We start from the raw sequence: 24704 nt of genomic DNA, 5'->3' as shown, positions 1-24704 counted from the left end.
CATGTTTTCCACGACGAAGGGAACCGCGACCCGCGATGTCCAGCACTGAGCTCTTCCTCCGGGACGTCTTGGACATCCCTGACGCGGTCCTCGCCGGCAAGTTCAAGGTCGAGCTGTCCGGCGGGTTCGAGGAGACCCAGCGTCTGGTCGACGAGTACGTCGTCACCGATCAGCTGAAGGAAGCCTTCGGCAAGGCGCTCACCCTCGTCCGCAGCTCGGTTCGCGACGGTTCGTCGAACGCCGCGTACCTGCACGGCTCGTTCGGCTCCGGTAAGAGCCACTTCATGTCAGTGCTCCACGCGGTGCTCAACAACGAGCCAGCCGCCCGCTCCAAGCCACGTCTGCAGGAGGTCATCGCCGAGCACGACGACTGGCTTCGCGACCGCCGATTCCTCATGGTCCCGTACCACCTCGTCGGCGCCGCCGACCTGGACTCCGCACTGCTCGGTGGCTACGTCCGTGCGATCCGTCGTATAGACCCGAACGCGCCGACGCCGCCGGTCTACCGGGCCGATGCGATGCTGGACGACGCCCGCTACAACCGCAGCATCGAGGGCGACGAGCTGTTCATCCGTAAGCTCGGGGACCGTGCTGTCAGCGGCGGCACGGGCCAGCCCAGTGCCGCGGACGAGGACGACCTGGTGCCGCTGGAGGAGGCCGCAGCACCTTCCACCGGCTGGACCAGTGCTGACCTGGACCGCGCGTTCGCGGCTCCGCCCGGCGACTCGCTGCGTGAGGCGCTGGTCTCCGCGCTGCTCAGCGGACCGATGAAGTCCTACGCTCGCGGCGCCAGCGGTGACGCGAACGCCTTTATCCCTCTCGAGGACGGCCTGTCCGTCATCAGCCGGCACGCCAAGTCGCTCGGCTACGACGGCATCGTCCTGTTCCTGGACGAGCTGGTCCTCTGGCTTCAGGCCAGGATGAGCGACCAGGACTTCGTGAAGACCGAGGTCGGCAAGCTCGTCAAGATCATCGAGTCGGGGGTGGCGGACCGGCCGGTGCCCATCGTCTCCTTCGTATCGAGGCAGAGGAACCTCTCCCAGCTCGTCGGTGAGGACGTCACTGGCGCCGAGGTGAAGAACCTGGAGTCCCAGGTCGGGTACCTCGCCCAGCGCTTCGACGTGATCAACCTGGAGGACCGGAACCTCCCGGCGATCATCAAGGAGCGCGTGCTCAAGCCCCGCTCCCCGGAGGCCCGGGCCGCCCTGGATGCGGCCTTCGCCGACTTCGAGCAGGCGAACGCACGGGTCAAGGACGCGCTGCTTGACTCCCAGGGCGCCACCCAGTCGGACTGGTCGGATTTCCGCGACGTTTACCCGCTGACGCCGGCCCTGCTGAACGTCCTGGTCGCGCTGTCAGGTGCGCTCCAGCGCGAGCGGACCGGTCTGAAGCTGCTCCAGGACCTGCTGTGGCGGCGGCGCGAGGACATGAAGGTCGGCCAGATCATCCCGCTGGGTGACCTGTGGGACGTCCTTTCCGGCGGCATGGGCGACGCGTTCACCGAGAAGCTCCGCAAGGAGGGTGGGCAGGCCAACCGGTTCTACGAGAAGGTCCGTCCCTGGATGCTGGAGCGCTACCAGGGCGAGGAGAGCGCCGACTTCCGGGCCACCGACCGGCTCGTCAAGACACTCCTGCTGGCCTACCTGACCCCCGAGGTCCCGGCTCTGGCCCGGCTGACCGCGCGCCGTCTTGCGGACCTCAACCACGGTTCCGTCAAGCGCACCCGGACGATCACCGACGACAAGGTGGCGCTGGCGCGCCTGGAGGAGCTGCAGGGCGAGTTCGGTGGGGAGCTGCGTTCGGACGGCGGCAATGACCCGGTGTTCGCCCTACACCTGTCCGACCTTGACGTCGAGCCGCTGCTGGACGCCGTCGGCGAGGTCGACCGGGTGAGCGCACGGCGCGTCTGGATCAAGGAGACCCTCTGGAACGCGCTGGACATCAAGGACACCGAGGGGTTCGTCTGCGAGCACGAGATCGTGTGGCGCGGCACCAAGCGCACCGCCGAGTTCGTCTTCGGCAACGTCCGTGACGCCCAGGAGATCCCGGACGACCACTTCATCCCCTCGGTCGACGGGCGGGTGCGCTTCGTCATCGACTACCCGTTCGACGTCGCCGGCCAGTACCCGAGCAACGACGCCGCGCGGGTCCGTCAGCTGCTGCGGGACGAGCGGCACCACCAGCCCACCGTGGTGTGGCTGCCGGCGCACCTCTCGCGTCAGCGTGCCGGCCAGCTCGGGCGACTCCTGAAGATCAACTACGTGCTGGAGCGGGAGCGCCTCGACGACCTCGCGGTCAACTACTCCGCCGAGGACCGCGTCCGCATGCGCCACCAGCTCCAGGCGCAGCGGGACAACCTCACCTCCCAGCTCACCGTCACGCTGGGCCAGCTGTACGGCATCAGCCGCCTGGACGAGGCCAACGCCGGTGCACCGGTGGGGGAGGACGGCCACCTGCTGTCGATGCTGCCCGGCCACCGGCCCCGGCTGGAAGCCGCCGCCGGCTTCAAGGGCAACATGCTTCGGATCGCCGACGGTGTCTTCCAGGAGCTGTACCCGAAGCACCCTAACTTCGACCCGTCCGGCAACCGCAAGGCGATCACCCCGGCCGAGTTGAAGACTGTGCTCGGCTGGATCACCAAGGCCATGGAGGACGGCTCCGGGCGCGTGGAACTCGACCGCGGGCAGATGGCGGTCGTCAAGAGGATCGTGCACCCGCTGGAGCTCGGGGAGGTCCACGACGGTCCGCTGACCCTGAGTACCGAGTGGCGCCGGCGGATCGACCAGTACGCCGCCCAGCAGCAGATCACGGGCGAGTACAAGGTGGAGGACATCCGCCAGTGGATCGCCAAGCTCGGCTGGACCGGGCTGGACAAGCAGGTCAGCAGTCTGCTGATCGCCACCTATGCCCTGCTGGCCGACCGGTCCTGGGTCTACAACGGCAAGGCCGAGTCGGCGGCGCCGCCCCTGCAGTCGATCGGGGCCGGCCACGTTCTGCGGGCTCAGGAGAAGCCCAGCGAGGCCGAGTTCGCCACCGCGCGGGAGCGTGCGGCGGCGCTCTTCGGCGTCTCCGGGGTGCCGCCCGTGCTGTTCGCCCGCAACGTCGCGAAGCTCGCGGCAGCGGTGCGTGCGAAGGCCGAGGCAGTGGAGCCGGCCGTCGAAGGGGTGCGCAGCTCCCTCGGAAAGCCGCAGCACGCCATCGCGCTGGGCCTTGGCGATTCGCGTGCGCCCCGCCTGCTGGCGGCTCGGCATGCCGCGGACCTCGTCCAGCGGCTGACGCGGCACCAGGACGACACTCCGCTGGTCAAGGAACTTGCCGCGGTCGCGTACGACATCACCGATCAGGAGCTGGGTGCCGCTGTCGGCTCGGCGGAGACCGTTCTCAAGGCGCTCGACCGTACGCAGTGGGATCTGCTGGAGAGCGTCCGCGAGTACACCGGACGGACGGACGGGATCGGCGATCGCGCGCAGCGACTGATCGCCGAGGTGGAACGTGCCGCTCACGAGGATGAGTTCGCCCGTCAGCTCGCGCCCGTCCTGGACAAGATCCAGCCGCAGTCTCTGGCGCTGATCCGGGACGCGGCCCGGCTGGCCGCTGTCGCCGCACCGGTGGCACCTCCCGCGGCGCCGCTGTCGTCGCCGATGCCGGAGGAGCCGCCGACCGAGGCTGGCCAGGTCAGCCTGACCTTCCACGGCCAGCCGCCCCTGCCCACCTCGCCCGCCGAACCGAGCGCGCCTGCCGCTCCCGCCGGCACCACCGCTGCGGCTGGTCCTGCGGCGGCCGTGCCGCGCCGCTCCACGCGCAGGGTGGCGGCCCGGGCCGGGGAGACCGCGTTCGAAAGTGCGCTGGCGGATCTGCTGGGCGAGATCCGGGAGTTCGCTGCCACCAATCCTGATTCCGAGATTGAGATCGGGTGGTGGAAGCCCTCGGACGAGCCCGGAGCGGGCGGTAGCGTGAGCGAAGGGGCGGCGCAGTGATGTCGGCCCAGCCGCCCCTGGTCAACCGCCGGGTCATCGAGGCACTTCTGCGTCTGGAGCTTCCCAATGAGCCGGACCGCCGGCTCGTCCTGGTCCACGGCCGGTACGAGAGCGGCGCGGCTGCCGAGTTCACCGCTTCCCTGGCTGAGGACAAGCGCCGGATCGAGGTCGTGGAGCAGCACTCCGTCCTTGGTATCTCCGACGCCTGGCACCGCCATCAGGAAGATGCTACGGGCGTGGGTTCGGTGCTTGTGGTCACCACCACGGTCGAGGACGAGCAGCTTGGCTGGGACGTGCTCGGCCACGCCCTGCGTCGCCAGGTCCTCAGCGTCGACCGGGCGGAGATCGTCCGGCTGCGATTCGGCGCCACCGGTCTCGACCCGCGCATCCGCGCGGAATCCTGGCTGGTGAACGCTCTCCTCGAAGCAGAGCCCCATGGCGGGTGGCCGCGGCTGGGCTCCGTGCTCACGCTGGATGCGGCGATGCGCGCACTCGTCGAGGCCAGGCTGTCGATCAGCCAGGCATCCCCCGACGCGGCCGGCACCCGCGGAGATGGCCGTCGCGACACCCCGCTGGACGCCGACACCCTGCTGGCCTGGTCCCGCAGCCCCTTCGGGCCCGCCGCCTACGCGGCACTGGCCAAGGACGAGCAGCAGGGTATGCGGGACTGGCTGACCAAGGTCGCCGGCAACGCGGCGTCGCTGCTGCTCGACCTGTGCGCCGCCGGCCGCGGCGAGGAAGCCATGGCCCTCGGCGTCGTCGGCTCCGTGGTGGCAGGCCCTGCTCCATCGGCAGAGACCGGCCTCGCGCTCGGCGGGCTGTTCGGAACCATCCGGCCCAAGCCCGCCGACCTGCGTCCCTTCGCCCTCGCGGTCGAGGGAACACTGATCCGCTGGCTGCTGCAGGCCGAACAGGCAGGACCGGAGCAGCACGCGGCCCACAACCGGGCCCGGGAAGTCCTCGACCAGGCGGACCGGCAGGCCCAGGAAGCCGGCCTGACCGAAGCCCTCGCGGGCAACGCGTACCTGCCCTCCGGGTTCCAGGCTCGCCTCAACGCACTCGCGGCTGTCCTCGACCCCTCCGGCCCCCGCACACGGGACCTCGCCGCGGCCGAGGCCGCCCTTGAGGAACTGCGCCGCCACCACCTCGCGGGCCTGCTGCGCCCGCGTGTCCGCACCGCCGAAGCCGCCGTGCGCCTGGCACGCTGGTTGGCCGGCCCGCAGCCGACCATCGCCTCCGTAGCAGACGCGGTCGAGCAGCACCTCGCCGACTGGGGCTGGGTGGATGCCGCCCTCACCGTCTTGTGGGCCGGCGACGCCGATGCCCAGGAACCGGTCAGTGCCGCCTACCACAGCGTCTACCACGCTGCTCGTGGGCGGCGCGCGGTGATCGACGAGATCTTCGCCCGGTACCTGCGTGAATGGACACGTACCGCGACCGGCCAAACGCCGGCCGGGGCGCTCCTGGTCGAGAACGTGCTCGACACCATCGCCGTCAAGCTCGCCGGCAAGTCAGGCCGGGCCCCGCTGATCCTGCTGGTCGACGGCATGAGCAGCGAAGTCGCCGTCGGCTTCGGCGAAGAACTCGCCCGCCGCGGCTGGCTGGAGACCGGCCCCGCCCGGGGCCGCCGCACGGCCGCAGTCGCCGCGATCCCCTCACTCACCCGCATCAGCCGGGCCTCCCTCCTCACCGGCAGCCTCACCCAGGGCGGCCAATCGGTGGAGAAGCCCGGCTTCGAGGCGTTCTGGTCCCGGCAGCGCCGTTCGGCTGTCCTGTTCCACAAAGCGGACATAGGAGGGGCGGCCGGTCAGCGGCTCTCTGACACGCTGCAGCGCGAGCTGGCCGGCGAGGCGGTCGTCGGCGTCGTGCTGAACACGGTCGACGACTCACTCGATCACGCGGCCCAGGGCGACCGCACACGGTGGCGCCTCGCCGACGTGACCTACCTGGACGAGCTCCTCGCCGCCGCACGCCTCTACAGCCGACCCGTCGTCATCGTCGCCGACCACGGCCACGTCCTCGAGCGGGGCGAAGGACTCGACGCCCCGGCAGCCGCCGGGAACGTGAGCGCCGCGCGCTGGCGCCTCGGCGAACCGGGATCCGGCGAAGTCCTGCTCACCGGACCGCGCGTCCTCGAAGGCGATGGCCGCATCGTCGCGCCATGGCGCGAGGACATCCGCTACACGCCCCGCAAGGCGGGCTACCACGGCGGCGCCTCCCTCGCCGAGATGACCGTCCCGGTCCTGACGCTGCTGCCCGTCGACGCCGACCCACCCAAGGACTGGCACCTCCTCGCACCGGAGGACGTCACCCCGTCCTGGTGGAACGCCGGCGCCCCCACCCGCGATGCGGCACGCGTCGCCGAGCAGACAGACACGTCGTCGACCCCGGCCCAGCCCACGGACGGCCAGGAACCCATGGAGGAGACGCGCGAAGCCGCCGAGACGAGCACCCCGTCGGACGGCCCCTCCTTCGGGACAAAGCTGGTGGCGTCCGAAACCTTCCGTTTCCAGCGGAAGTTCGTCCGCAGGTCGCTCGAGCCCGCGGTCATGGCCGCCGTCGTCGACGCCCTTGTGGCAGCGGACGGCGTCCTGTCCCTGACCGCCGTGGCGGCGGCAGCGGGCAAGGCCGGCCGCAACGCAGACGGCTTCGCCGCCACACTGCAACGACTCATGAACGTAGAGGGCTACCCCGTGCTGGAATTCAGCGACAACGGAACCAGGCTGCGGCTCAACGTGCCGCTCGCCCGTGAACAGTTCCAGGTGGACAGCTGATGAGCACCGACCAGTCGGCATCCATGGGACACGCGGGTTCCGTGAGCGCGGCCCGCCGCCGCGATGTGATCGATGCCCTGCGCCGCGGCACCGTGCCCCAGTTCGGGCTCGACCTCTTCGCCGTCGGCCTCGACCGCTTCGAACGCGCCCTCGACGACGACCTGACCGTCGTCACCCGAGGCGGCGCCGCCTTCCACGCCGTCCGCGGCGACTACGGATCCGGCAAGACCTTCTTTGCCCGCTGGCTGGCCGAGCGGGCCAAGCGCATGGGCCTGGCCACGGCCGAGATCCAGATCTCCGAGACCGAGACCCCGCTGCACCGGCTGGAGACCGTCTACCGACGCCTGACCGAACGCCTGTCCACCGCGAGCCACGCCCCGAGCGCCCTGCGCGCCATCGTCGACTCCTGGTTCTACACCCTGGAAGAGGAAGTCCTCGACGCCGGAGACGTACCCGAGGACGACACCGAAGCCCTCGGCAAAGCCGTCGATGCGCTCATGGAGTCCCGCCTCGCCGACGTCGCCCGCACTACCCCCGCGTTCGCAGCGGCCCTGCGCGGCTACCGCCACGCCAAGGCCGCAGGCGACGCCGCAACGGCCGAGGCGCTCATCGCCTGGCTCGGAGGCCAGAAGTCCGTCGCCGCCGGCGCCCGCCGGACCGCCGGCGTCCGCGGAGACCTCGACCACTTCGCAGCCCTCGGCTTCCTCCAAGGCCTGCTGACCGTCCTGCGCGACTGCGGACACCCCGGCCTGCTGCTCGTCCTCGACGAGATCGAGACCCTCCAGCGCGTACGAGGCGACGTCCGGGAGAAGGGCCTCAACGCCCTGCGGCAGCTCCTGGACGAGATCGACGCCGGCCGCTTCCCCGGCCTGTTCCTGGTGATCACCGGCACGCCCGCGTTCTACGACGGACAGCAGGGCGTGCAGAGGCTTCCCCCGCTGGCACAGCGCCTGGCCACCGACTTCACGACCGACCCGCGCTTCGACTCGCCCCGCGCGGTCCAACTGCGCCTCGCTGGTTTCGACCTGGAGCGCCTCGGTGAACTCGGCCGCAGCGTGCGGGACCTCTACGCCGGAGCTGCCCGCAACCCGGACCGGGTCGCCGAACTCGTAGATAACGCCTACATCGCCGAACTCGCCACCGCCGTCACCGGAGGACTCGGCGGCCAGGTCGGCATCGCCCCTCGCGTCTTCCTGCGCAAACTCGTCGCCGACGTCCTCGACCGGGTCGACGAGTTCGACGACTTCGACCCGCGCCGGCACTACGCCCTCACCCTCTCCTCGGCGGAGCTGAGCGAAGCCGAACGCAGCGCTGCTTCCGCGGGCGACATCGAGCTCGACCTATGAGCGACGCCCACACACCTTCCGGCTCAGGAGCCGGGACGGCCGCGCTGTCCCGGCTCCAGCCCGCTCTCGTCCATCACATCGTCAACTCCCTCGGCTGGCGCGAACTCCGCCCCCTTCAGCAGGAGGCCATCGCCCCGTTGCTCGACGGATCGGACGCGGTCCTGCTCGCCCCCACTGCCGGTGGGAAGACCGAAGCCGCGTCGTTCCCGCTGCTGTCCGCCATGGAGCAGCAGCGGTGGACCGGGCTGTCGGTGCTGTACGTGTGCCCGCTCAAGGCCCTGCTGAACAACCTCCTGCCCCGCCTCGAAACGTACGCCGGATGGCTCGGACGGCGCGTGGCACTCTGGCACGGCGACATCCCCCAGACCGCACGCCGGCGCATCCTCACCGACCCGCCGGACATCCTGCTCACCACGCCCGAGTCGATCGAGGCCATGCTGGTGAGCACCAAGGTCGACCAGCACCGCCTCTTCGCCGACCTCCGGACCATCGTCGTCGACGAGGTCCACGCCTTCGCAGGCGACGACCGCGGCTGGCACCTACTCGCCGTCCTCGAACGCCTCCAACACCTGGCCGGACGGCCCATCCAGCGCATCGGCCTGTCCGCCACGGTCGGCAACCCGGGCGACCTCCTCCACTGGCTGCAAGGGTCAGGCCGCGGCCAGCGCCCCGCCCAGGTCGTCGCCCCCGGCGTCGATCTCGCCCCACGCGCCGTCGCCGACGCCACGACGGTCACGCCACCGGGAGACATCGAACTCGACTACGTCGGATCAACCGCCAACGCGGCCAAGGTCATCGCCGCCCTCCACCGAGGCGAGAAGCGCCTGGTCTTCTGCGACTCCCGGCAGCTCGTCGAAGAACTCGGCGCTGCACTCCGCGCCGCCGGCGTCACCACCTTCCTCTCCCACGCCTCCCTCTCCCTCGACGAACGACGCCGCGCCGAAGCCGCCTTCGCCGAAGCCCGCGACTGCGTCATCGTCTCCACCAGCACCCTCGAACTCGGCATCGACGTCGGCGACCTCGACCGCGTCATCCAGATCGACGCCCCCACCACCGTCGCCTCCTTCCTCCAACGCATCGGCCGCACCGGTCGCCGCGCAGGATCCACCCGCAACTGCCTCTTCCTCGCCCGCAGCCACGAGGCACTCCTGAGCGCCTCGGCACTCCTCGTCCTGTGGGGCCGCGGCTACATCGAGCCAGTCACCGCCCCGCCCGAGCCCCGGCACATCATCGCCCAGCAGCTCCTGGCCCTCAGCCTGCAAGAGCACAAGATCGCCCAAGGACTCTGGAACCAGGGCTGGAACGGCCTGCCCCCGTTCGACCCCAGCGCCGAACCCATCCTGCGGCACCTGGTGAACGAGGGCTTCCTCGACCAGGACGGCGAGCTGCTGTTCATCGGCCCGGCCGCCGAGGAGAAGTTCGGCCGCCGCCACTTCATGGGCATCACCGCCGTCTTCACCGCACCACCCGAATTCACCGTCCTCGCCGGCCGCCAGGAGATCGGCCGCACCGACCCCATGCTCCTCACCGAGAAGATCGACGGCCCCCGGGTCCTCCTGCTCGGCGGGCGGAGCTGGAAGGTCACCTGGATCGACTGGACCAGGCGCCGCTGCTACGTCGAACCCTCGGACCTCGCCGGCCGCGCCCGCTGGTTCGGCACCGGCTACAGCGGCACCTCCTACGCACTCAACCAGGCCGCCCGCGACGTGCTGCTCGGAACCGACCCGCCGGTCAGACTCACCCGCCGCGCCACCCAGCAACTCGCGCACGTCCGCGAGCAGAACGTCGATACCGTCCACCCCGGTGGCACCGTCATCACACGGCTCGGCGACGATATCCGCTGGTGGACCTGGGCCGGCTACCGCGCCAACGCCACCCTCACCGCCACCCTCGCCGGCCTCACCGACGAACGCCAGCGCTTCTCCGACGAATACCTACGCCTACGCACCGACCTCACCCCGCAGATGTGGAAGGCCGGTACGGCGGACGCAGCGTCACGCCTGTGCCTGCCTGATGTCGACGTGAAGGCTATGCGCGGGCTGAAGTTCCACGAGGCCCTCCCCGAACGCCTCGCCATGGCCACGCTTGCGAACAGGCTCGCAGACCTCGAATCAGCGGACGTCGTTCTGGCTACCCCGGTCCGGTTCTCAGCCCAAGCGAGGTGAGCACGCCAGCTGGAGTAACCCGGCTTGGTCGCCGACATCCACCGCGGCCTGTCTCGCGTGAGCTTCTAGCCCGGTGTCGGGGGGCTGCCGGAGGTAGGAGCAGCCGAGCCTGTTCCCGTTCCGCTGCACGCCGCCAAGCAGCTCGATCTCGATCACGTGCAGTGCCAGTGCTTGGTGCCACCCCAAGAACTGCTGCAGCGATCGAGGCCAGGACAGTGTGAGGTGTCGGCGGTGCAACGTACGCTCCGGACATGAACTCCGTACGCGCCCGTCTCTGGCGGTTCATCGTCCAAACGAACCCCGATGGCACTTCGGACATCGTGGCCACCGAAGTCGGCCAGGGCCCATTGCCTGTGGCACTCTCACGGCTGGTGCACATCAACGCCCTCGCCTGCGATGTACGGAAAGTCATCGACCCGCGCGTGCGTGATCAGGAGGTCGCGCTCCTCACGAGCTATCTCGCCGGATCCACGCCCGGAGGGCCACTGACAGTCGACTTCCCCGCGCTGCTGGCCAGTTCGGGCCATATAGGCCGGTTTGTCGCCGAGTGCGCGGGACTGGGAGTGATGACCGCAGCCAGCGAGGCCCTGTTCATGTGGAAGTCGGGCGATGGCCTGCACAGCTTCGACGTGCTGCCCGGTCATCTGGTCAAGCGCTACGGCGGTGGAGGCGTCCGTCCGGACTTGCTGTTCCAGATGTGCTGCGGGCCGCTCGCGGGTGAGGCCCGGGGCCGTCGTGTCAGAACCAAGGCGCTCTTCCCGGCGAAGGAAACGCCCCAGCAGCGACGCAGATTGCTCCAGCTCGCCGACTGGTCGGCCAAGCACACCGACCACGCCTACTTCATGAGCTGGGTGTGGATCGGCCCGAACGGCGTGAGCGTGGACATCTTCCTGCCCGCCGGGAACGACCAAGTAGAGAGCGATCTCATGCTCGGATGGATCGAGGAACCGGGCCATGCGGTTTGGGAGATCCGCGCGGAACGCCGCAGAGACGTCAGGCGGGAAGCACCAGCGGGTCCACTCATCGCCGACGACAGCGAGCCGCCCTTGAATAGCCTGACCATAGGCTACGACGACCCACCACTGAACGAGAGGGTTCAGAGCGCGGAGGAACACCTGGACGCCGCGCTATCCCGTCGCTTCGAGACAAGTTCCGACGTCGAGGGCAGCATTTCAGACGTCGCGGTGCGCGGGCGGTGGGTGCCAGCAGACGGGCTGGGCCCGGCAACCCATGAGGTCCTGCTCGGCGTCCTGGCCAGCCGCCTGCCCGAGCACATGACCCGTCGAGGTCGCGACGAGCGGGCAGAACAGAATCTGGACGCCTACTTGGACGGCAGACTGCTCACCGTGGTTCGCCGTATCGACGAGGGCCGTCCGAGCTGGGAACAGATCACCGAGGGCCTGTTGGAAGCGCCGTAGCCTCCGGCGGGAGCTCGCGGACACCTGGACGGTGTGGTGCCGTCGACCAGGTCGACGGCACCACACCGTGGCATTCATGGTTGGTGGCAACGTCCAGGCGCGTGAGCCTGGACGGTCAGGAGGTCAGAGCGAGTTCCCGGATCTGCTCGACCTCGACCTTGGGGCCAGGCAGGCCGCGTGAGGCGTTGATATAGGCGGTGAGCTGGGCGCCGGCACGTTCGATGGAGCGCAGGTCGGGGTGGAGATACCGCTGGGTCGTGGTCAGTTGGCCGTGTCCGGCGATTCGCATGAGGACATGGGGCGGGACGCCGGCGTCGGCGAACCAGGTGAGGGCGGTGTGGCGGAGGTCGTGGCGGCGCAGGTACTCGTAGCCAAGCCGGACGACGACGTCATCCCAATGGGTGGCGTCGCGCAACACCGCGGTGGTGATCCGGCCGCCGAGAGGGCCGGTGAACAGCCTGGCGTCGGAGCGTTTGCCCACCCGGGAGATCCGCCAAGCGATGTTGGGCCGCAGCTCTGGGATGATCGGGACGAGGCGGGAACGCTTGCCCTTGGTGCCCTTGTCGATCAGCCCGCCGGGGGCGGTGGTGGTCTGTCGGCAGACCCGCCAAATCCACTTGTCGGTGTCGATGTCGCCCGCGCGAACGCCGGAGACCTCGCCGATGCGGGCGCCGGTGCCGCCGGCGAAGCGTACGACGTCGCCCCAGCCGTCGTACTGGTTGTACGAAGCGGCCACCAAGGCGTCGGCGAGGCGGTCGAGGGTGTCCCAGTCGCGCAGCGCGAGACCTCGGGGGTCGTGTTCCTCGTCTTCGGCGGTCTTGATCAGCTTCTGCCAGCCGTTCAGGCGGGCGGGGTTGATCTCGATGATGCCGTCGCGGATGGCCTGCTCCATGACCCTGACCCACACCGCGATGGTGTTCTTGAGGGTCGAGACGCCCGCGCCGTCGGCGATCCAGGAGTTGAGGGCGCGGTCGGCGATGCCGGCAGTGATGCCGACGACCTCAAGATGGCCAACGGTGGGTTTGACGCGAAGGCGCCAGCCTGCCATGTAAGGGGCGTGGGTCTTGAGTTCGAGACCGCGCATGGCCAGGTCCATTACAGAGTCGCCGTACTCCCCGAGCGAGGCGGTGGCGAGATCGACGCTGACGCCTCGGCCGGCCGCCTTCATGATGCGGTCCAGCCAGTCCTGCGCGGCGTCCTCGGTCGGGAACATGGTGGAGCGCGAAAGGCGCTTGCGACTGTCGGTCGGGTCGGTCCAGCGAACCCTGGCACGGTAGGGGTTGGGGTTGCCGGCCCGGTACTCGATGTCGGTGCGGAGCTTGACGCCGACCGGGGCGTCGATACGCTCGGGCGCCGTCATCAGGCCGCCACCTTCGGAACCACGAGGCAGCTGGCCAGGTAGTCGGCGAGGTCCTGGTGCCGGTAGCCGATCCGGCCTCCGACCCTGACGTAGGTCGGCCCCGTGCCCTCGCGTCGCCAGCGACGCAGAGTTCCGGGGCTGACCTTGAGTATCGCGGCGGCTTCGTCGGCGGTGTGCAGGAGCGCGGGAGTGTCCGAGGCCGAGCAAACGCAGCCTTGGGCGGGCGGGAGGGAAGGGGGAAGCGCACTGCGTGCGGCCCGTGTCCGGGCATACGGCATGATGGGGCAAGCCCTCTCTGGTCGATGGCCAAGGGGTGGCTGGGTCTCCGGGACGGGCGGAAGCTGGCAGGCGAAAGCCGTCTCGGAGACCGTCAGGTGTGACGGAGAGCGGGGGGTCCAGGGGCGCGGTGGCGATCAGCATCGCGTCTCGAACGGACAGTGGATTCAGTCCAGCGCCGGATTGCTGGGGGCGTCGACGAACTCCAGAGCGGCCGGCAGCGGTGGCGGCTGGAGCCCGTCGGCTCGCATCTGCTCTCGGACGGCCTTGAGCCGTGTGCAGTCCTCGTGGGCCATGCGGTCGAGTTCGTCCGCCTGCCGGGCCAACTGCTCGTAGCGAGCCGACCCGAGGGCCTGGCGTGCCTGGAGGCGACGGCTGTGGGCTTCGCGGGTGGAGATCAGCGCGGTGCGAACATCGACGTCATGTTCGCGGAAGACCGCGAGTACGGCTCGGGCCGTCCCTGGCGGTGGTGCTTCGCCGAAGTGGTCCTCGCCGGTGACCCATGCGGCTGCCTCCCAGACGGACAGGGTCACCTCGGGCAGGAGGTCGACATCGGCCTGGCCCTCCAGCGGGATGAGCAGTGCTACGAGCGGCAGATCGAGGGCGTGGGCGAGAACAAGGGCTTCCTCCACCTTGAGCGAGTCCCGCTGACCCTTCTCGATCTTGGTGATGGTGTTCGCGGCGATCGGTACGCCTCGTGCCGCGCATGCTGCCGAGAGGTCGCTGGTCGTCATGCCACGCTGGGCTCGGTGCGTCTTGACTGTTTGAGCGATCCGCGCCGTGAGCGCGGCCGGCCACTGCTCTGTCGATTCTGTCACGAGAGAAGAATACATGAGGCGTCTTCTTCGTCCAGGGCAGATATGATAGATATTTCCCGCACAGAGAACATCGCTTGGGAGGGAAGTTGCCGTGAATGCAGTCCGGACTGCCCGGTCGGGAAAGTACTCGCCGGAAGCTCTCGCTGCCCTCCCGCCGGCGATTCCGCTGTCGGTGGCCAACGAGTTGCTCTCGCTCGGCAGGACGGTCGGGTACCGCATGGTCCGTGAGGGTCGGTACCCGGTCACCGTCGTAGAGGTCGGCGGCAGCTACCGCGTGATCACCGCAGACCTCCTTCACTTCCTGCGCCCGCGTACCTCGCGGAACGCGGCGTAGAGGCCGCACTGCCGGGCATGCCGCCTTTGGCGTGGGACGATCCCTCCGGTAGGCGATGCCGTCCGCCCCCGCGCCCACAGATCTCGCGTGGGCGAGGTGACGAGAGGAGCTGCATGTCGGATCTTGAACAGCCCATCGCGACGTCGGAGGAACGCCTGCCGGTGATGCTGGCGGCCAGATGGGTGCTCGGCGGCAGGACGCCGCGCCAGCACCAGGAACGGTACGAAGCGTTCCTCGACGTGATTGACGACGAGTTCACGGCCGCCGAGATCACAGTCGGCTTCGACAGTCGCACCTACGCCAACAAGGAACTGCTGCCCGTGTGGCTGGAGGACGTTGCCACCGGCCGCGAACCCCCGGCAGCGACCGAGCGCCTGCTCCGCCGGGAAGTGGAGCGCGTCGGCAACCGCGTGCCCGACCTGGCGCGAAGGATCAAGAGCGCACTCGAACAGGCTTGCCGCGCATGGTCGCACATGCTCCAGGGGATCGTACTGGCCAATGCCGGCGACATCGTCGCGATCTTCCACGAGGACCAGCTGCAGCTCGGCTGGGACCTGCACGACCTCTTCCGCACTGTGCTGCCATGTGCGCGACTGCGTACGCGCGAGGTCTCCTGGCTCGTGGGGCGCGTTCCGGCCGTGCTCGGCCTGTTCCTCAGCGAGCGCGAGAGCGGTCTGATCGGATTGGTTCTGGAGCGGGAGCACACCCACAAGTTCGACGCCGAGACGTGCGCCCTGTTTCTGCGCAACGCGGTCACCCTCCTGGGCCGACCGGAGCTCGCCTCGTACGTGGAGGCCGATCTCAGTACTGTCGGTTCGGAGCTGGAGGACCGCGACGAGCCGTCGCCGGCTCTCGGCCTCCCGCATTCAGGGTTTGGCACCGGCTTCCGGGACTTCGGACTGACACGAGCCGATCTGCTGCCCGCCTTGCAGGCGGCCTGGAGCGGGAGGGAAGTACCCGCGCCGAAGCGTGCCCGCGGCCGGAAGGCGTAGCTGTCGAGACGAGGACGCTCCGATCGCCGGTCCGTTCCCGGGGAGCCGGAGCCCGGCCGAAGCGGCCCGGGCGGCGGTGGCAGGATGGCTGCGTGGCGGATACGAGTAATGAGTCGGCCGAGCTGTTCGACGGCACCGCGCCGTACTACGCGGCCTACCGGCCGGGCTACGACGAGCGGATGTTCACCTATGTTGCCGAGCGCATCGGACTCGACGGAACCGGGTGGGCACTGGACCTCGGCACCGGCACGGGAGCGCTGGCCCTGCCCCTGGCCCGCATGGTGAGCTCGGTGATCGCCGTCGATCCGCAGCCGGGCATGCTCGCCGAGGCCCGCGCCCTCGCCAGTGGTGTGACCAACATCGAGTGGCGCCTCGGTGAGGCGGCACAGCTGGCCAGCATGGACCTGCCGCCGCTACGGCTGGTGACCATCGGAGCCGCCTTCCACTGGATGGACCGTGCCGCCGTCGCCCAGGATCTGGACGCCCTCATCGACGACGGAGGCGCGATCGTGCTGGCCTCCGGTGGCGCTCGAGGCGACATCGCCCCGGCGCCCTGGTCGGACACAATCAGGGAGGTCCGGATCCGGTACCTCGGCCCGGAACGCCGGGCCGGGCGCGGCACCTACACGCATCCGGCCGAGCGGCATCAGGACGTGTTGGCCAGCTCCCCGTTCTCTCGGATCGAGACCGCGCACTGGGACCGCACCATCACTCGAACCGTGGACGAGATGGCTGGCCTGCAGCTCTCCTACAGCTACAGCAGCCCGCGCCAACTCGGCCCGGACACGCAGGCGTTCCTGAGCGACGTGCGCGAGGCCCTGCTGTCCTTCGAGCCGTCGGGCGTGTTCGAGGAGCGAGTCCGCACGGAGGCGATCATCGCCCGTCGCCCGTGATGAGGCCGGGGCCGGGTTCTGGGGCCGGTGTGGCGAACTCGAGCAGCGGGTCGGTGACCGCCTGGCGCCAGCGTTCGCGGTGGCCGTCGGCGCGCAGCCGGAAGTACACGGTCTCGCGGCGCTCGTCGTCGGCAGTGCCGAAGTGGCCGCCGATGTTGTGGGCGAGCAGGTAGTGGACGAGAACCAGGCTTCCGGCCGCGCCGGTCACCTGGAGCGGGGTGGGCAGGTCCACGGGCGGGTAGGGAGCGGCGTCGCGCAGCGCGTCCGCGCCGTGGTGGCGCAGCAACGCTGCCGTGCTCAGGTGAGTTCCCGGCCACACCCACAGGTTGCCGCGGTCCTGCTGGCGCTGGTCGGTGAGCATGAGGCCGGCCAGGAGGGTGAAGGTGCCGGGACGGCCGTCGTCCTCAGTGGGGGTGAGGCCGTCGATGTGAGGGGCACCAGGGTGGCGCGGGTGCGGCGGCAGGGTGAGCGCCAGCTGCGCGACCTCCGGGTCCGGCAGGGCGAGGTCGGGCCGCAGGAACGGGCGGACGGCATCGCCGATGCCGCACTCCTCGTAGAGGGCGCGCAGGTCGGTGTGGTCGGTGAGGGCCGGCCACAGGAAGTAGGGGCCGGTGCGGCCGGGCTCGGGCGGCTGGGCCGCAAGGTGCCGCGCGAGCGCCGACCGCCAGCGGTCCACCTGCTCGGAGTTGATGACGTCGGGCACGACGCAGTAGCCGTCCCGGTGAAATACCGTGATGAGAGAGCGAGTTGTCGTCTCCATCCGGCAATGGAAGCGGCAGCAGGCAGGGGTGGGCAACAGGATTTCCAGGCCCGGTGGTCAGACCGGCGCGGGCCCCGCCCCAGCAGTACCAGGCCCGCCGCTGCCGCCAGTTGACACGCAGTCGGCTCTTGACGGATCCCGCATGTCGTCTCGTGTTGCCTCCTACGCCGCGGCCGTTGCCCCAACGGTGCGCTAACGCCAAGGCTGGGGTGGACGACGGTTTCGGCACCGACCACGTGGTGGCCAGGCCGACCAGCAAGGCCGTTCCCTCACCACGCCGGGCACCCGCGGAGGGGTTCGACCCCTGGATGGATCGGCTAAGAGCACGCGATGTGTCTGGCCCGAGACCGCCACAGGAATCCCGCAGCACATGCAAGGAGGAGGCTCGCACGTGACGGATCTTGAACTGATCTCCGAAGTGAATGACCGCGGGTACGCCGTCATCTCGGTGCCCGTGACGGAGGGCGACCCGTTCGACGCGCACAGGGACGTCGCCCGATCGCTGGGCCTATCCGACGCCTACACGCCGGTTCTCTACAGGGATCCGGAGGTCTGTGACGTGGTTGGCCAGGTGGGGCCGTACAACGAGATTCCCCGGGACACTTCCGCGGTGCTGCCGTGGTCCGAGATGCCGGGACAGCAGTTCCATGTGGACGGCCTGCTGGAGCCGCTCGGTGGGATCAAGACGACCGTTCTGCACTGCCTGGAGCAGGCGCACTCCGGTGGCGAGACGGAGCTGTTCTTCTCCTGCGAGGCGTTACTGAAGCTGTCGGCGGCGGACGAGGACGCGGCGATGAGCCTGCTGCACCCCGAGGCGTTGACGCGGTTCGCGACCATCGCCGTGGCGGACCCCACGCGTCTTCGTGCCACTGGGCCGGCCTTCGGTCGGGTCGACGGGGAGCTGGTCACCCGCTTCTCGGACGGGACGACCGAGCTGTGGAACACCTCGGGGAACCCCGCCCTGCAACGGGCGCTGGACTACCTGCGCGGTCCGGCACGCGAGGCGTATTCCGCTCGCGTCCGTCTCGCACCGGGCGAGATGCTGATCTTCCGGAACGACCGGGTCTCGCACCGTGGCTGCGCCTACCAGAACGGCGTTCGGCCGCGCCGGCTCACCCGTTCCATGTACAGCGGTGCGCCGGACCATCGGACGCTGGACCGGTAGAGCCAGCCCGGCACCCAACACGGGTTTCGGACGGACGGCGCGATTCCGAAAGCAGGCGTTCAACCGGAGTCGCGCCGCCGACCATCCAGACGCACATCCATCGACCGATCGGCCTGGCTCGCGATGCGGCCGATCAGAGGACGGTGAGCTTTCTGGACGGTCGGCGCCGTCAGCCCGAAGGGACCGACGGCTTGAGGTCAGGCCGAGATGCTGAGGAATTCGGCGACGGTCGGGACGTGCCGGTGTCGCCGCAGCTGTGTGCGAAGGTCGGCGAGTGTGCTGGTGGAGCGGGCTGAGTCGACGCCGCCCATCGTGTCGATGACCTGGTGTCCGATGGCGACGGCGGCATCGACTTCACCAAGCGCCAGATGGGCCTCGGCGCGTCGGGCCTCGTAGATGACGGTGCCGCGGATCTCGCGTTCGGTGTCGTACGGGTCTTCCTGGGCGATGGCGGCGGTGAAGTGCTCCAGGGCTTTGCGGGGCTCGCCCAGGCTGAGCGCCGAGCTCGCGGCGACTTGGTGGATCTCGCCCCGTGACAGCCAGTACAGGGCAGGCAGGTCGGCCTCGATCGCCTCGGCGCTTTCGTATGCGGCGAGCGCGGCGTCGATGCGGGCGTAGGCGGCGGTGTTCTCGCCGGCCTTGGAGTGGGCGCGGGCGGCGCGGGCGTGGAGCATGGCCCGTACGCGGGGTGAGGAGATCTTCTTCCGGTCGGACATCGCCGCGTCGATCAGGTGGAGCGCGCCCCGGGGATCGCTCTTGCCGGCGTTGTAGCGGAGGTTGGCCCAGAACCCGAGCACGAGGGCGCCCAGAGTCGGGTCCTGGGCGGTGGCGGCGGCGCGCAGGGCGGTGACGAAGTGCCGCTCGGCGGCGGCGTGCCGGCCCTCGTCGTAGGCGCACCATCCGGCCAGTCGGGACGCCTCGGCCGCGGCGGCGAACAGCCGGCGGCCAGTCTCCTCGGTGTAGGTGGCGTTGATGATCCGGTCGCGAATCATCTGCAGTTCGAAGACGGCTCCCTGGTAGACCTGTTCGGATCCCACGGTGTCGTCGAGATGCCGAAGCGCGTCCAGGCGAAGCTCGAAGAGCCGGGCGTCGCTCGTGCCGAGCCGGCGGCCCGTGGTGGGGAGGGCGAGCGAGACGTCGGCGGTGGCCCACTGGGCGAGGATCGCCCCGAGCGCGCCGGTGGACGTGATGAGGAAGGCGCGCCGGTCCACGTGACCTCCTAGGTCAGTCAGTGAGAGGACCGTACCCGCTGCCGTCCAGGGCGACTCCAGAACGATGCCATCGTCGTGAAGCGCCAGGTACAGGAAGTCCGGCCAGCCGCACCGGTCGACGTCCGCGAGGTCGATGCCGTGGTAGCGGGCCATGGCCAGCAGCGCCGGCCGTTCGGGGGTCACGCCCTTTCGTGTCCACCGCGTGAGCTTCTCCCTGCGGACGGCCATCGCTCCGAAGCCCAGTTCCCGGTGCGCCTGGTCGATCCGCGTGAGGTAGCGCGTGGCACTGAGCCCGTCGCGGACCAGCAGCGCGGTGAGCGGGTGGACGGTCTGCCCGGCCTCGACCGCCTTGGCCACGATGCCCTCCCCTGCAGTGATGTCAGCCCAGCTTTGACGATGCGTCACCACCGATCAAGCCCCGTGTGCCCGAAGGCAACACGGAGCAACACGAAGCAGCACGAGGCAACGCGCAGCGCCTTCCGTCACCACGTGGTGCGGGCGGACAGTAGCGATCCCGCCGGCCTGCCGGCCCTGGTGAGCCGCGCACGGAACTCGCGCGGCCGGCGGCCCGCGCCAGTTTGCGGCCACAACAACTCGCCGCAGCAGCGATCTTGCCCAACCCGGCCGGTCGCACCCGGCGCAATTCGGACGATCCCGGTTCCCGACAACGGAGGCACCGACATGAACTCCACGGCCCGCAGCAAGGACCCGACCCAGGCCATCGAGGGCGGCAACACCGGGAACCTGGGCGAGGACGGCGCCACGGACAACCCTCTGGTGTTCTCCGGATCCGTCGTCCGGCACGCCGGCGCCGCCGGCACCCGCGGCTTCGCGGTAGCCCCGGCGCGCCAACTGCACAGTCACCAACCTTCGGACGACGGGCCCCACATCCTGATCGCCCACGACCTGACGCCCGCAGACACCTCCGCCCTGGACCTCACCCAGGTCTCCGCGTTCTGCACGGCCGTCGGAGGCCCCACCTCCCACGCCGTACAGGTCGCCTACAGCCTCGGCATCCCGACGATCGTCGCAGCCGGCGACCGGATCCTGACCATCCCGGACGGAATGATGTGCGCCCTCGACGGCGACACCGGCACGCTCTACAGCGAGCTCATGGAGAGCGACCTGGCCGCCGCGATGGCCCACCGCGACCGGCGTACCACCCGCCCGCGGGCACAGATGAGCGGCGGAAGCACACCGGTCACTCTCACCGGGACGATCACGCGCCCGCCGCAGGCGGCCGAAGTCCGCGCGGCCGGCGCCGACGGCCTGGGTCTGCTCGCCACCGAGCTGCTGTTCCTCGGCCGTGAACAGGACCTCACCGACGAGGAACAGCACTACGCCGCCTATCGTGAGATCGCCCGCGCCGTCGGCGGCGCTCCCGTGACCCTGCGGACGCTGGACATCGGCGGCGACAAGGACATGCCGGCCCTCGGTCTGCCCAGCGAGGACAACCCGTTCCTCGGAGTGCGCGGCCTGCGCCTGAGCCTGCGTCGACCGGACCTGTTCCTGCCACAGTTGCGGGCCGCCTACCGGGTCGCCCGCGACGACGGCGCCCAGCTGCGCCTGATGTTCCCGATGGTCACCCGCGTCGAGGAGTTCCTCCAGGCCGCCGAGACGGCCCGCGAGGTGCAGGCCGAGCTGGACGCCCCCGTTCTGCCCCTGGGTGTGATGGTCGAGGTCCCGGCGTGCGCCCTGGCTGTCGACCAGTTCGCCGGGCACGTCGACTTCCTGAGCATCGGTACGAACGACCTCGCCCAGTACCTGACGGCCATGTCGAGGACCAGCGCGGACCTCGCCCGCGACATTGACCCGCTGCACGTCGCCGTCACCCGCACCGTGCGGGCGGTGGCCGAGACGGGCGCCGACCACGGCATCCCCGTGTCCGCGTGCGGAGGCCTGGCGGGCGACCCGGTGGGCGCCGTCGTCCTGGCGGCTTTGGGCGTCACCGCTCTCACCGTCGCCCTGCCGTACCTGCCCGACGTCCACGACGCCCTCGGCCGCACAGACGCCGCCGCCCTGGCGACGATCCGCGACCACGCCCTCAGCACCGGTGGCAGCCGGCACCTGCGGGCCCTGGCCACCGAACTGCTCGGCCTCTGAGCGCACCACCACCGCCAGCCCAGCCCACTCCTGATGGGCAGCCACACCCGTGGCGGCCCGGGAAGGCACCACCATGCCCTCACCAGCACCACGACCGATCAACGTGCTCCTGGTCGGCGGCTGCGGCCACTGGGCCGCGACCGAGAACCACATCCCGGCCATCCTCAACCTCCAGAAGAAGGCCGCTCCCGTTCGCGTGGCCGCCATCTGCGACCCCCGCGACCCCTACAACCCGGCGCTCCTGGCCCTCATGCCCGACCTCGACACCCTCGTTCAGCGCGACAAGCCCGCGTGGATCAAGCCCCACCCGGGCGAGACACCCGACCGACTCGAGCAACAACTGCAGCAGGCCCACCACGAACACCGATTCGACGCGGTCATCGTCGCCTGCGACCCCGTCGCCCACTACCCCTACCTCAAGTGGGCCACCGACCAGGGCATCCACGTCCTGTGCGACAAGCCGATCGTCTGCGTCGAGGACGCCGCCTGGAACCCCGACCGCGCCGCCGAGATCCACAACCGCTTCGACACGCTGCTCCGCGCCCACCGAGCCCGGCCCGGCCACCTGTTCGCGGTACCCCTGCGGCGACGCGCCAACGACGCCTTCCTGCACGTCGGCGAGCTGATCCGCGAGATCCACGACGACCACAAGCAGTCCCTGACCATGGGCCGCATCGACGTCGCCGGCGGCCACTTCCGCCTCCCCGAGGAGTACGCGCTCGGCAACGCCCACGGCTACACCCACGGCGTCGGGGCGCTCAGCTTCAGCAGCTACCACTACCTCGACGAGCTGACCCGCTACCTCCTGCTCGCCCCCGGCCAGATCAGCGCACTGCGCCTGACCCTGCAGTACGTCCGCCGTGTCGGCGACCACCTGGCGACTGGGCAAAACGATGCCCTCGCCACTCTCCTGCGCCCCCGCTCCGAGGCCGGTTTGCCCGCCGCGGACCTCGCCGAGCGAGTCCTCCTGGCCGAGATGGACTTCGGCTTCACCGTGGACCTCCTCGACTCCCAGCAGCGGTCCCACGGCGTCCTCACCTACACCTTCACCTCCAACTCCCTCTCCAACCGCACGGTCGGCACGCTGGCCCATGACGTCCAGGACGACGTCGCGTTCCGCGAGAAGGGCCGCATGTCGCAGTACGTCATCGACCTGCATCAGGGCAGCCTCCAGCACGTGCGGCTGACCAAGAACGACGCGGTCGGCGAGACGTACACCATCCGCGTCGAGCACCGGCGCAATCCGCTCATCGGCGGCAGCGGCCGGCTGGAGACCGTCTACGAGAACGCCCACACCAGCAGCGCCGTCACCCCCCGCGACATCACCGCCGCTTTCCTCGCCATGGCCGCCGGCGGAACCGCCAGCACGGACGTCACCGACAAGATCGCCTTCCTCGACGGCCAGGCCCTCACCCACCGGGTCTTTGCCGCCATGTACCGGTTGATCGCGACTAGCCACCACGACGCGATTCCCTGCCCGTCGGTCCTCGTCGACCTGCCCTGACCCACGGCGCACCACAGACAAGGAGCCGCACATGAACCGCCTCGTCCCTGCCGATCACGGCCTCATCTTCTACCCCCGCGGCGGATCCGCCCTCGTCGCGAAGAGCCTCACGGAACACCTGCGCGCCCAAGGCCGCCCCGCCCGGGTCTTTGCCGGATCCCTCGGCGAGCCCGGCGACTACTCCCACGCGCCCACCTTCTACGACCCGGCCCACCTGCTCGCCTCCGACTACAACCTCGCCGCGACCACCTACGGCACCGGGCTGGACCCCCTGGAGATGCCGGTTCCCCTGCACCCCTCTTACGAGGACCGCCCCGGCGTGCCGGACCGGGTCTTCGCCGCAGTCTCCCCTCGCACCAACGCGCATCTCGAGGACTACTGGACCCGCCAGTTCGCCGACCACGGCGCCGGTGAGGGCGGTCTGCTCCACCTGCATCACCTCACCCCGCAACACACCGCTGCCCGCCGCCTCGAACGCACCGTCGTGACGACCCTCCATGGCACCGACCTGAAGTTCCTCCAGGGCGCGCTGGATCGTGTCCGCCGGGCCACCGACACCGGCCTGACCGTCGCCGAACTCGCCCAGCGCGAAGAGATGGCCGGCGACAGCACCGAGAGCCCCCGGGACGAGCGCTGGCGCAGCTGGGCCCATGCCGAGTTCTGGATCCAGACCCTGCGGGAATACGCGCAGAGCAGCGAGCACATCGTCACCGTCTCGGAGCAGGACCGCGCCCTCGCTCACGAGCTGCTCCACATCCCCGAAGGCCGGCTCGAGGTCATCCCGAACGGGGTCGACGTCAACCTGTTCCGGCCCTGCCTCGCCCTCGACGACACCGGCAAGCGCAGCCTCCTGCACCGCTGGCTGGTCGAGGACCCGCAGGGCTGGCTGCCCGGCTGCAGTCCCGGCACGATCGCCTATACCAACTCCGATGTGGACCGCATGCTGCGCGATGATGCCGGCAACCGGCGTCCCCTGCTGCTGTGGATGGGCCGTTTCCTGGGCTTCAAGCGCCTGGACCTGCTACTCCACGTCTTCGCCTCCCTCGGGGAGAGCGCGCCGGTGCGCCCGGCCCTTCTGGTGCTGGGCGGTTTCCCGGGCGAGTGGGAAGGCGAGCACCCGCACACTCTGGCCGACCGTCTGGGCATCGGCAACGACGTGTACTTCGCGGGATGGCGACCGCACGGTGACCTGATCGACGGCCTCAACGCCAGCGACCTGTTCGTGACGCCCTCCGTGGGCGAGCCGTTCGGGCTGGTCTGCCTGGAGGCGATGGCCTCAGCCACTCCGGTCGTCGCGACCGCCAGCGGCGGCCCGCTCGCCACTATCCGGCCGGACGGGCCCCGGCCTACCGGGTGGCTCACCGTCCCGGGCGATGCCGAGGACCTGCACGCCACCCTGCTGGACGCTCTCACCCGTCCCGGGGAGATCGAACGGCGCGGACGTCACGCCCGTGACTTCGTCGTCCGGCACTACAGCTGGCGGACCATCACCGACCGGTACGCCCACATGTACGACAGGGTGCTGGCGAGCGTCCGCGCATAGCGACCACCAACCTCATGGCCGACTGGGTACGGCGGACCGGATCGACCGGCCGGAGGTTCTGCGCA

Annotated in this window: 17 protein-coding genes; 12 read left to right on the top strand and 5 right to left on the bottom strand. The window is 70.0% G+C overall.

The window, feature by feature from the left end; genetic code table 11:
- Window positions 1-35: 35 nt before the first annotated feature.
- From KV557_RS01080 to KV557_RS01060, 5 genes are all read left to right on the top strand, one after another.
- On the top strand, window positions 36-3977 hold the full coding sequence (locus tag KV557_RS01080; RefSeq protein WP_218197629.1) for a DUF6079 family protein: 3942 nt from the start codon (window positions 36-38) through the stop codon (window positions 3975-3977).
- A complete protein-coding gene (gene pglZ, locus KV557_RS01075; RefSeq protein ID WP_218197628.1) occupies window positions 3977-6751 on the top strand; it encodes a BREX-2 system phosphatase PglZ in 2775 nt (924 codons plus the stop codon). Before KV557_RS01080 ends, pglZ begins: the two co-directional genes overlap by 1 nt.
- Window positions 6751-8097 (top strand): BREX system ATP-binding protein BrxD, encoded by a 1347-nt coding sequence (gene brxD / locus KV557_RS01070; RefSeq protein WP_218197627.1) that lies wholly within the window; start codon window positions 6751-6753, stop codon window positions 8095-8097. The genes pglZ and brxD overlap by 1 nt, the downstream gene beginning before the upstream one ends.
- Window positions 8094-10262 carry a DEAD/DEAH box helicase gene (locus tag KV557_RS01065; protein ID WP_218197626.1) on the top strand — a complete coding sequence of 723 codons (2169 nt, stop codon included), beginning with the start codon at window positions 8094-8096 and terminating at the stop codon, window positions 10260-10262. Before brxD ends, KV557_RS01065 begins: the two co-directional genes overlap by 4 nt.
- A 251-nt stretch (window positions 10263-10513) precedes the next feature.
- On the top strand, window positions 10514-11680 hold the full coding sequence (locus tag KV557_RS01060; RefSeq protein WP_218197625.1) for a hypothetical protein: 1167 nt from the start codon (window positions 10514-10516) through the stop codon (window positions 11678-11680).
- Between the two features lie 115 nt (window positions 11681-11795).
- On the opposite strand, the gene KV557_RS01055 is transcribed toward KV557_RS01060, so the two are convergent.
- The 3 genes from KV557_RS01055 to KV557_RS01045 form a co-directional block, all read right to left on the bottom strand.
- The gene (locus KV557_RS01055) at window positions 11796-13040 is read right to left on the bottom strand and encodes a site-specific integrase (protein WP_218197624.1); all 1245 of its coding nucleotides are present in this window, start codon (window positions 13038-13040) and stop codon (window positions 11796-11798) included.
- On the bottom strand, window positions 13040-13318 hold the full coding sequence (locus tag KV557_RS44770) for a helix-turn-helix domain-containing protein (protein WP_218197623.1): 279 nt from the start codon (window positions 13316-13318) through the stop codon (window positions 13040-13042). The genes KV557_RS01055 and KV557_RS44770 overlap by 1 nt, the downstream gene beginning before the upstream one ends.
- Window positions 13319-13483: 165 nt before the next feature.
- Window positions 13484-14134 carry a helix-turn-helix domain-containing protein gene (locus KV557_RS01045; protein ID WP_218197622.1) on the bottom strand — a complete coding sequence of 217 codons (651 nt, stop codon included), beginning with the start codon at window positions 14132-14134 and terminating at the stop codon, window positions 13484-13486.
- A gap of 172 nt (window positions 14135-14306) precedes the next feature.
- Here KV557_RS01045 and KV557_RS01040 point away from each other — a divergent pair, with 172 nt between their 5' ends.
- The 3 genes from KV557_RS01040 (at window position 14307) to KV557_RS01030 (ending at window position 16353) form a co-directional block, all read left to right on the top strand.
- Window positions 14307-14468 (top strand): hypothetical protein, encoded by a 162-nt coding sequence (locus tag KV557_RS01040; protein ID WP_256176758.1) that lies wholly within the window; start codon window positions 14307-14309, stop codon window positions 14466-14468.
- Between the two features lie 113 nt (window positions 14469-14581).
- Entirely contained in the window at window positions 14582-15460 is an 879-nt protein-coding gene (locus KV557_RS01035; RefSeq protein ID WP_218197620.1) for a hypothetical protein, read from the top strand.
- Between the two features lie 92 nt (window positions 15461-15552).
- Complete coding sequence (locus KV557_RS01030; RefSeq protein WP_308129707.1) at window positions 15553-16353, top strand: class I SAM-dependent methyltransferase; 801 nt, start codon at window positions 15553-15555, stop codon at window positions 16351-16353.
- On the opposite strand, the gene KV557_RS01025 is transcribed toward KV557_RS01030, so the two are convergent.
- Window positions 16334-17113: a phytanoyl-CoA dioxygenase family protein gene (locus tag KV557_RS01025; protein WP_218197619.1), complete on the bottom strand. Its 780-nt coding sequence runs from the start codon at window positions 17111-17113 to the stop codon at window positions 16334-16336. The genes KV557_RS01030 and KV557_RS01025 overlap by 20 nt on opposite strands.
- 391 nt (window positions 17114-17504) lie before the next feature.
- Here KV557_RS01025 and KV557_RS01020 point away from each other — a divergent pair, with 391 nt between their 5' ends.
- Window positions 17505-18278: a TauD/TfdA family dioxygenase gene (locus KV557_RS01020; RefSeq protein ID WP_218197618.1), complete on the top strand. Its 774-nt coding sequence runs from the start codon at window positions 17505-17507 to the stop codon at window positions 18276-18278.
- 197 nt (window positions 18279-18475) lie between these two features.
- Here the strand turns inward: KV557_RS01020 and KV557_RS01015 are convergent, their stop codons facing one another.
- Complete coding sequence (locus KV557_RS01015; protein ID WP_308129706.1) at window positions 18476-19846, bottom strand: transcriptional regulator; 1371 nt, start codon at window positions 19844-19846, stop codon at window positions 18476-18478.
- Between the two features lie 324 nt (window positions 19847-20170).
- Between KV557_RS01015 and KV557_RS01010 the strand changes: the two genes are divergently transcribed.
- The 3 genes from KV557_RS01010 (at window position 20171) to KV557_RS01000 (ending at window position 24639) form a co-directional block, all read left to right on the top strand.
- Window positions 20171-21592, top strand: coding sequence for a putative PEP-binding protein (locus KV557_RS01010; RefSeq protein WP_218197617.1), 1422 nt, complete (start codon window positions 20171-20173; stop codon window positions 21590-21592).
- Between the two features lie 73 nt (window positions 21593-21665).
- Window positions 21666-23096, top strand: coding sequence for a Gfo/Idh/MocA family oxidoreductase (locus tag KV557_RS01005; RefSeq protein WP_218197616.1), 1431 nt, complete (start codon window positions 21666-21668; stop codon window positions 23094-23096).
- A 31-nt stretch (window positions 23097-23127) separates the two neighbouring features.
- Complete coding sequence (locus KV557_RS01000) at window positions 23128-24639, top strand: glycosyltransferase (RefSeq protein WP_218197615.1); 1512 nt, start codon at window positions 23128-23130, stop codon at window positions 24637-24639.
- The last annotated feature ends 65 nt before the right edge of the window (window positions 24640-24704 follow it).

The sequence above is a fragment of the Kitasatospora aureofaciens genome (genome assembly GCF_019192735.1).
Classification (GTDB): domain Bacteria; phylum Actinomycetota; class Actinomycetes; order Streptomycetales; family Streptomycetaceae; genus Kitasatospora; species Kitasatospora aureofaciens_A.
The sequence above is the reverse complement of the archived record's forward strand: the minus strand, read 5'-3'. Positions and strand labels throughout refer to the sequence as shown.

What these genes read in the sequence shown, in the direction of transcription:
- KV557_RS01080 (WP_218197629.1), top strand. Translation starts at nt 36, where the DNA reads ATGTCCAGCACTGAGCTCTTCCTCCGGGACGTCTTGGACATCCCTGAC.
- pglZ (WP_218197628.1), top strand. Translation starts at nt 3,977, where the DNA reads ATGTCGGCCCAGCCGCCCCTGGTCAACCGCCGGGTCATCGAGGCACTT.
- brxD (WP_218197627.1), top strand. Translation starts at nt 6,751, where the DNA reads ATGAGCACCGACCAGTCGGCATCCATGGGACACGCGGGTTCCGTGAGC.
- KV557_RS01065 (WP_218197626.1), top strand. Translation starts at nt 8,094, where the DNA reads ATGAGCGACGCCCACACACCTTCCGGCTCAGGAGCCGGGACGGCCGCG.
- KV557_RS01060 (WP_218197625.1), top strand. Translation starts at nt 10,514, where the DNA reads ATGAACTCCGTACGCGCCCGTCTCTGGCGGTTCATCGTCCAAACGAAC.
- KV557_RS01055 (WP_218197624.1), bottom strand. Translation starts at nt 13,040, where the DNA reads ATGACGGCGCCCGAGCGTATCGACGCCCCGGTCGGCGTCAAGCTCCGC.
- KV557_RS44770 (WP_218197623.1), bottom strand. Translation starts at nt 13,318, where the DNA reads ATGCCGTATGCCCGGACACGGGCCGCACGCAGTGCGCTTCCCCCTTCC.
- KV557_RS01035 (WP_218197620.1), top strand. Translation starts at nt 14,582, where the DNA reads ATGTCGGATCTTGAACAGCCCATCGCGACGTCGGAGGAACGCCTGCCG.
- KV557_RS01025 (WP_218197619.1), bottom strand. Translation starts at nt 17,113, where the DNA reads ATGGAGACGACAACTCGCTCTCTCATCACGGTATTTCACCGGGACGGC.
- KV557_RS01010 (WP_218197617.1), top strand. Translation starts at nt 20,171, where the DNA reads ATGAACTCCACGGCCCGCAGCAAGGACCCGACCCAGGCCATCGAGGGC.
- KV557_RS01005 (WP_218197616.1), top strand. Translation starts at nt 21,666, where the DNA reads ATGCCCTCACCAGCACCACGACCGATCAACGTGCTCCTGGTCGGCGGC.
- KV557_RS01000 (WP_218197615.1), top strand. Translation starts at nt 23,128, where the DNA reads ATGAACCGCCTCGTCCCTGCCGATCACGGCCTCATCTTCTACCCCCGC.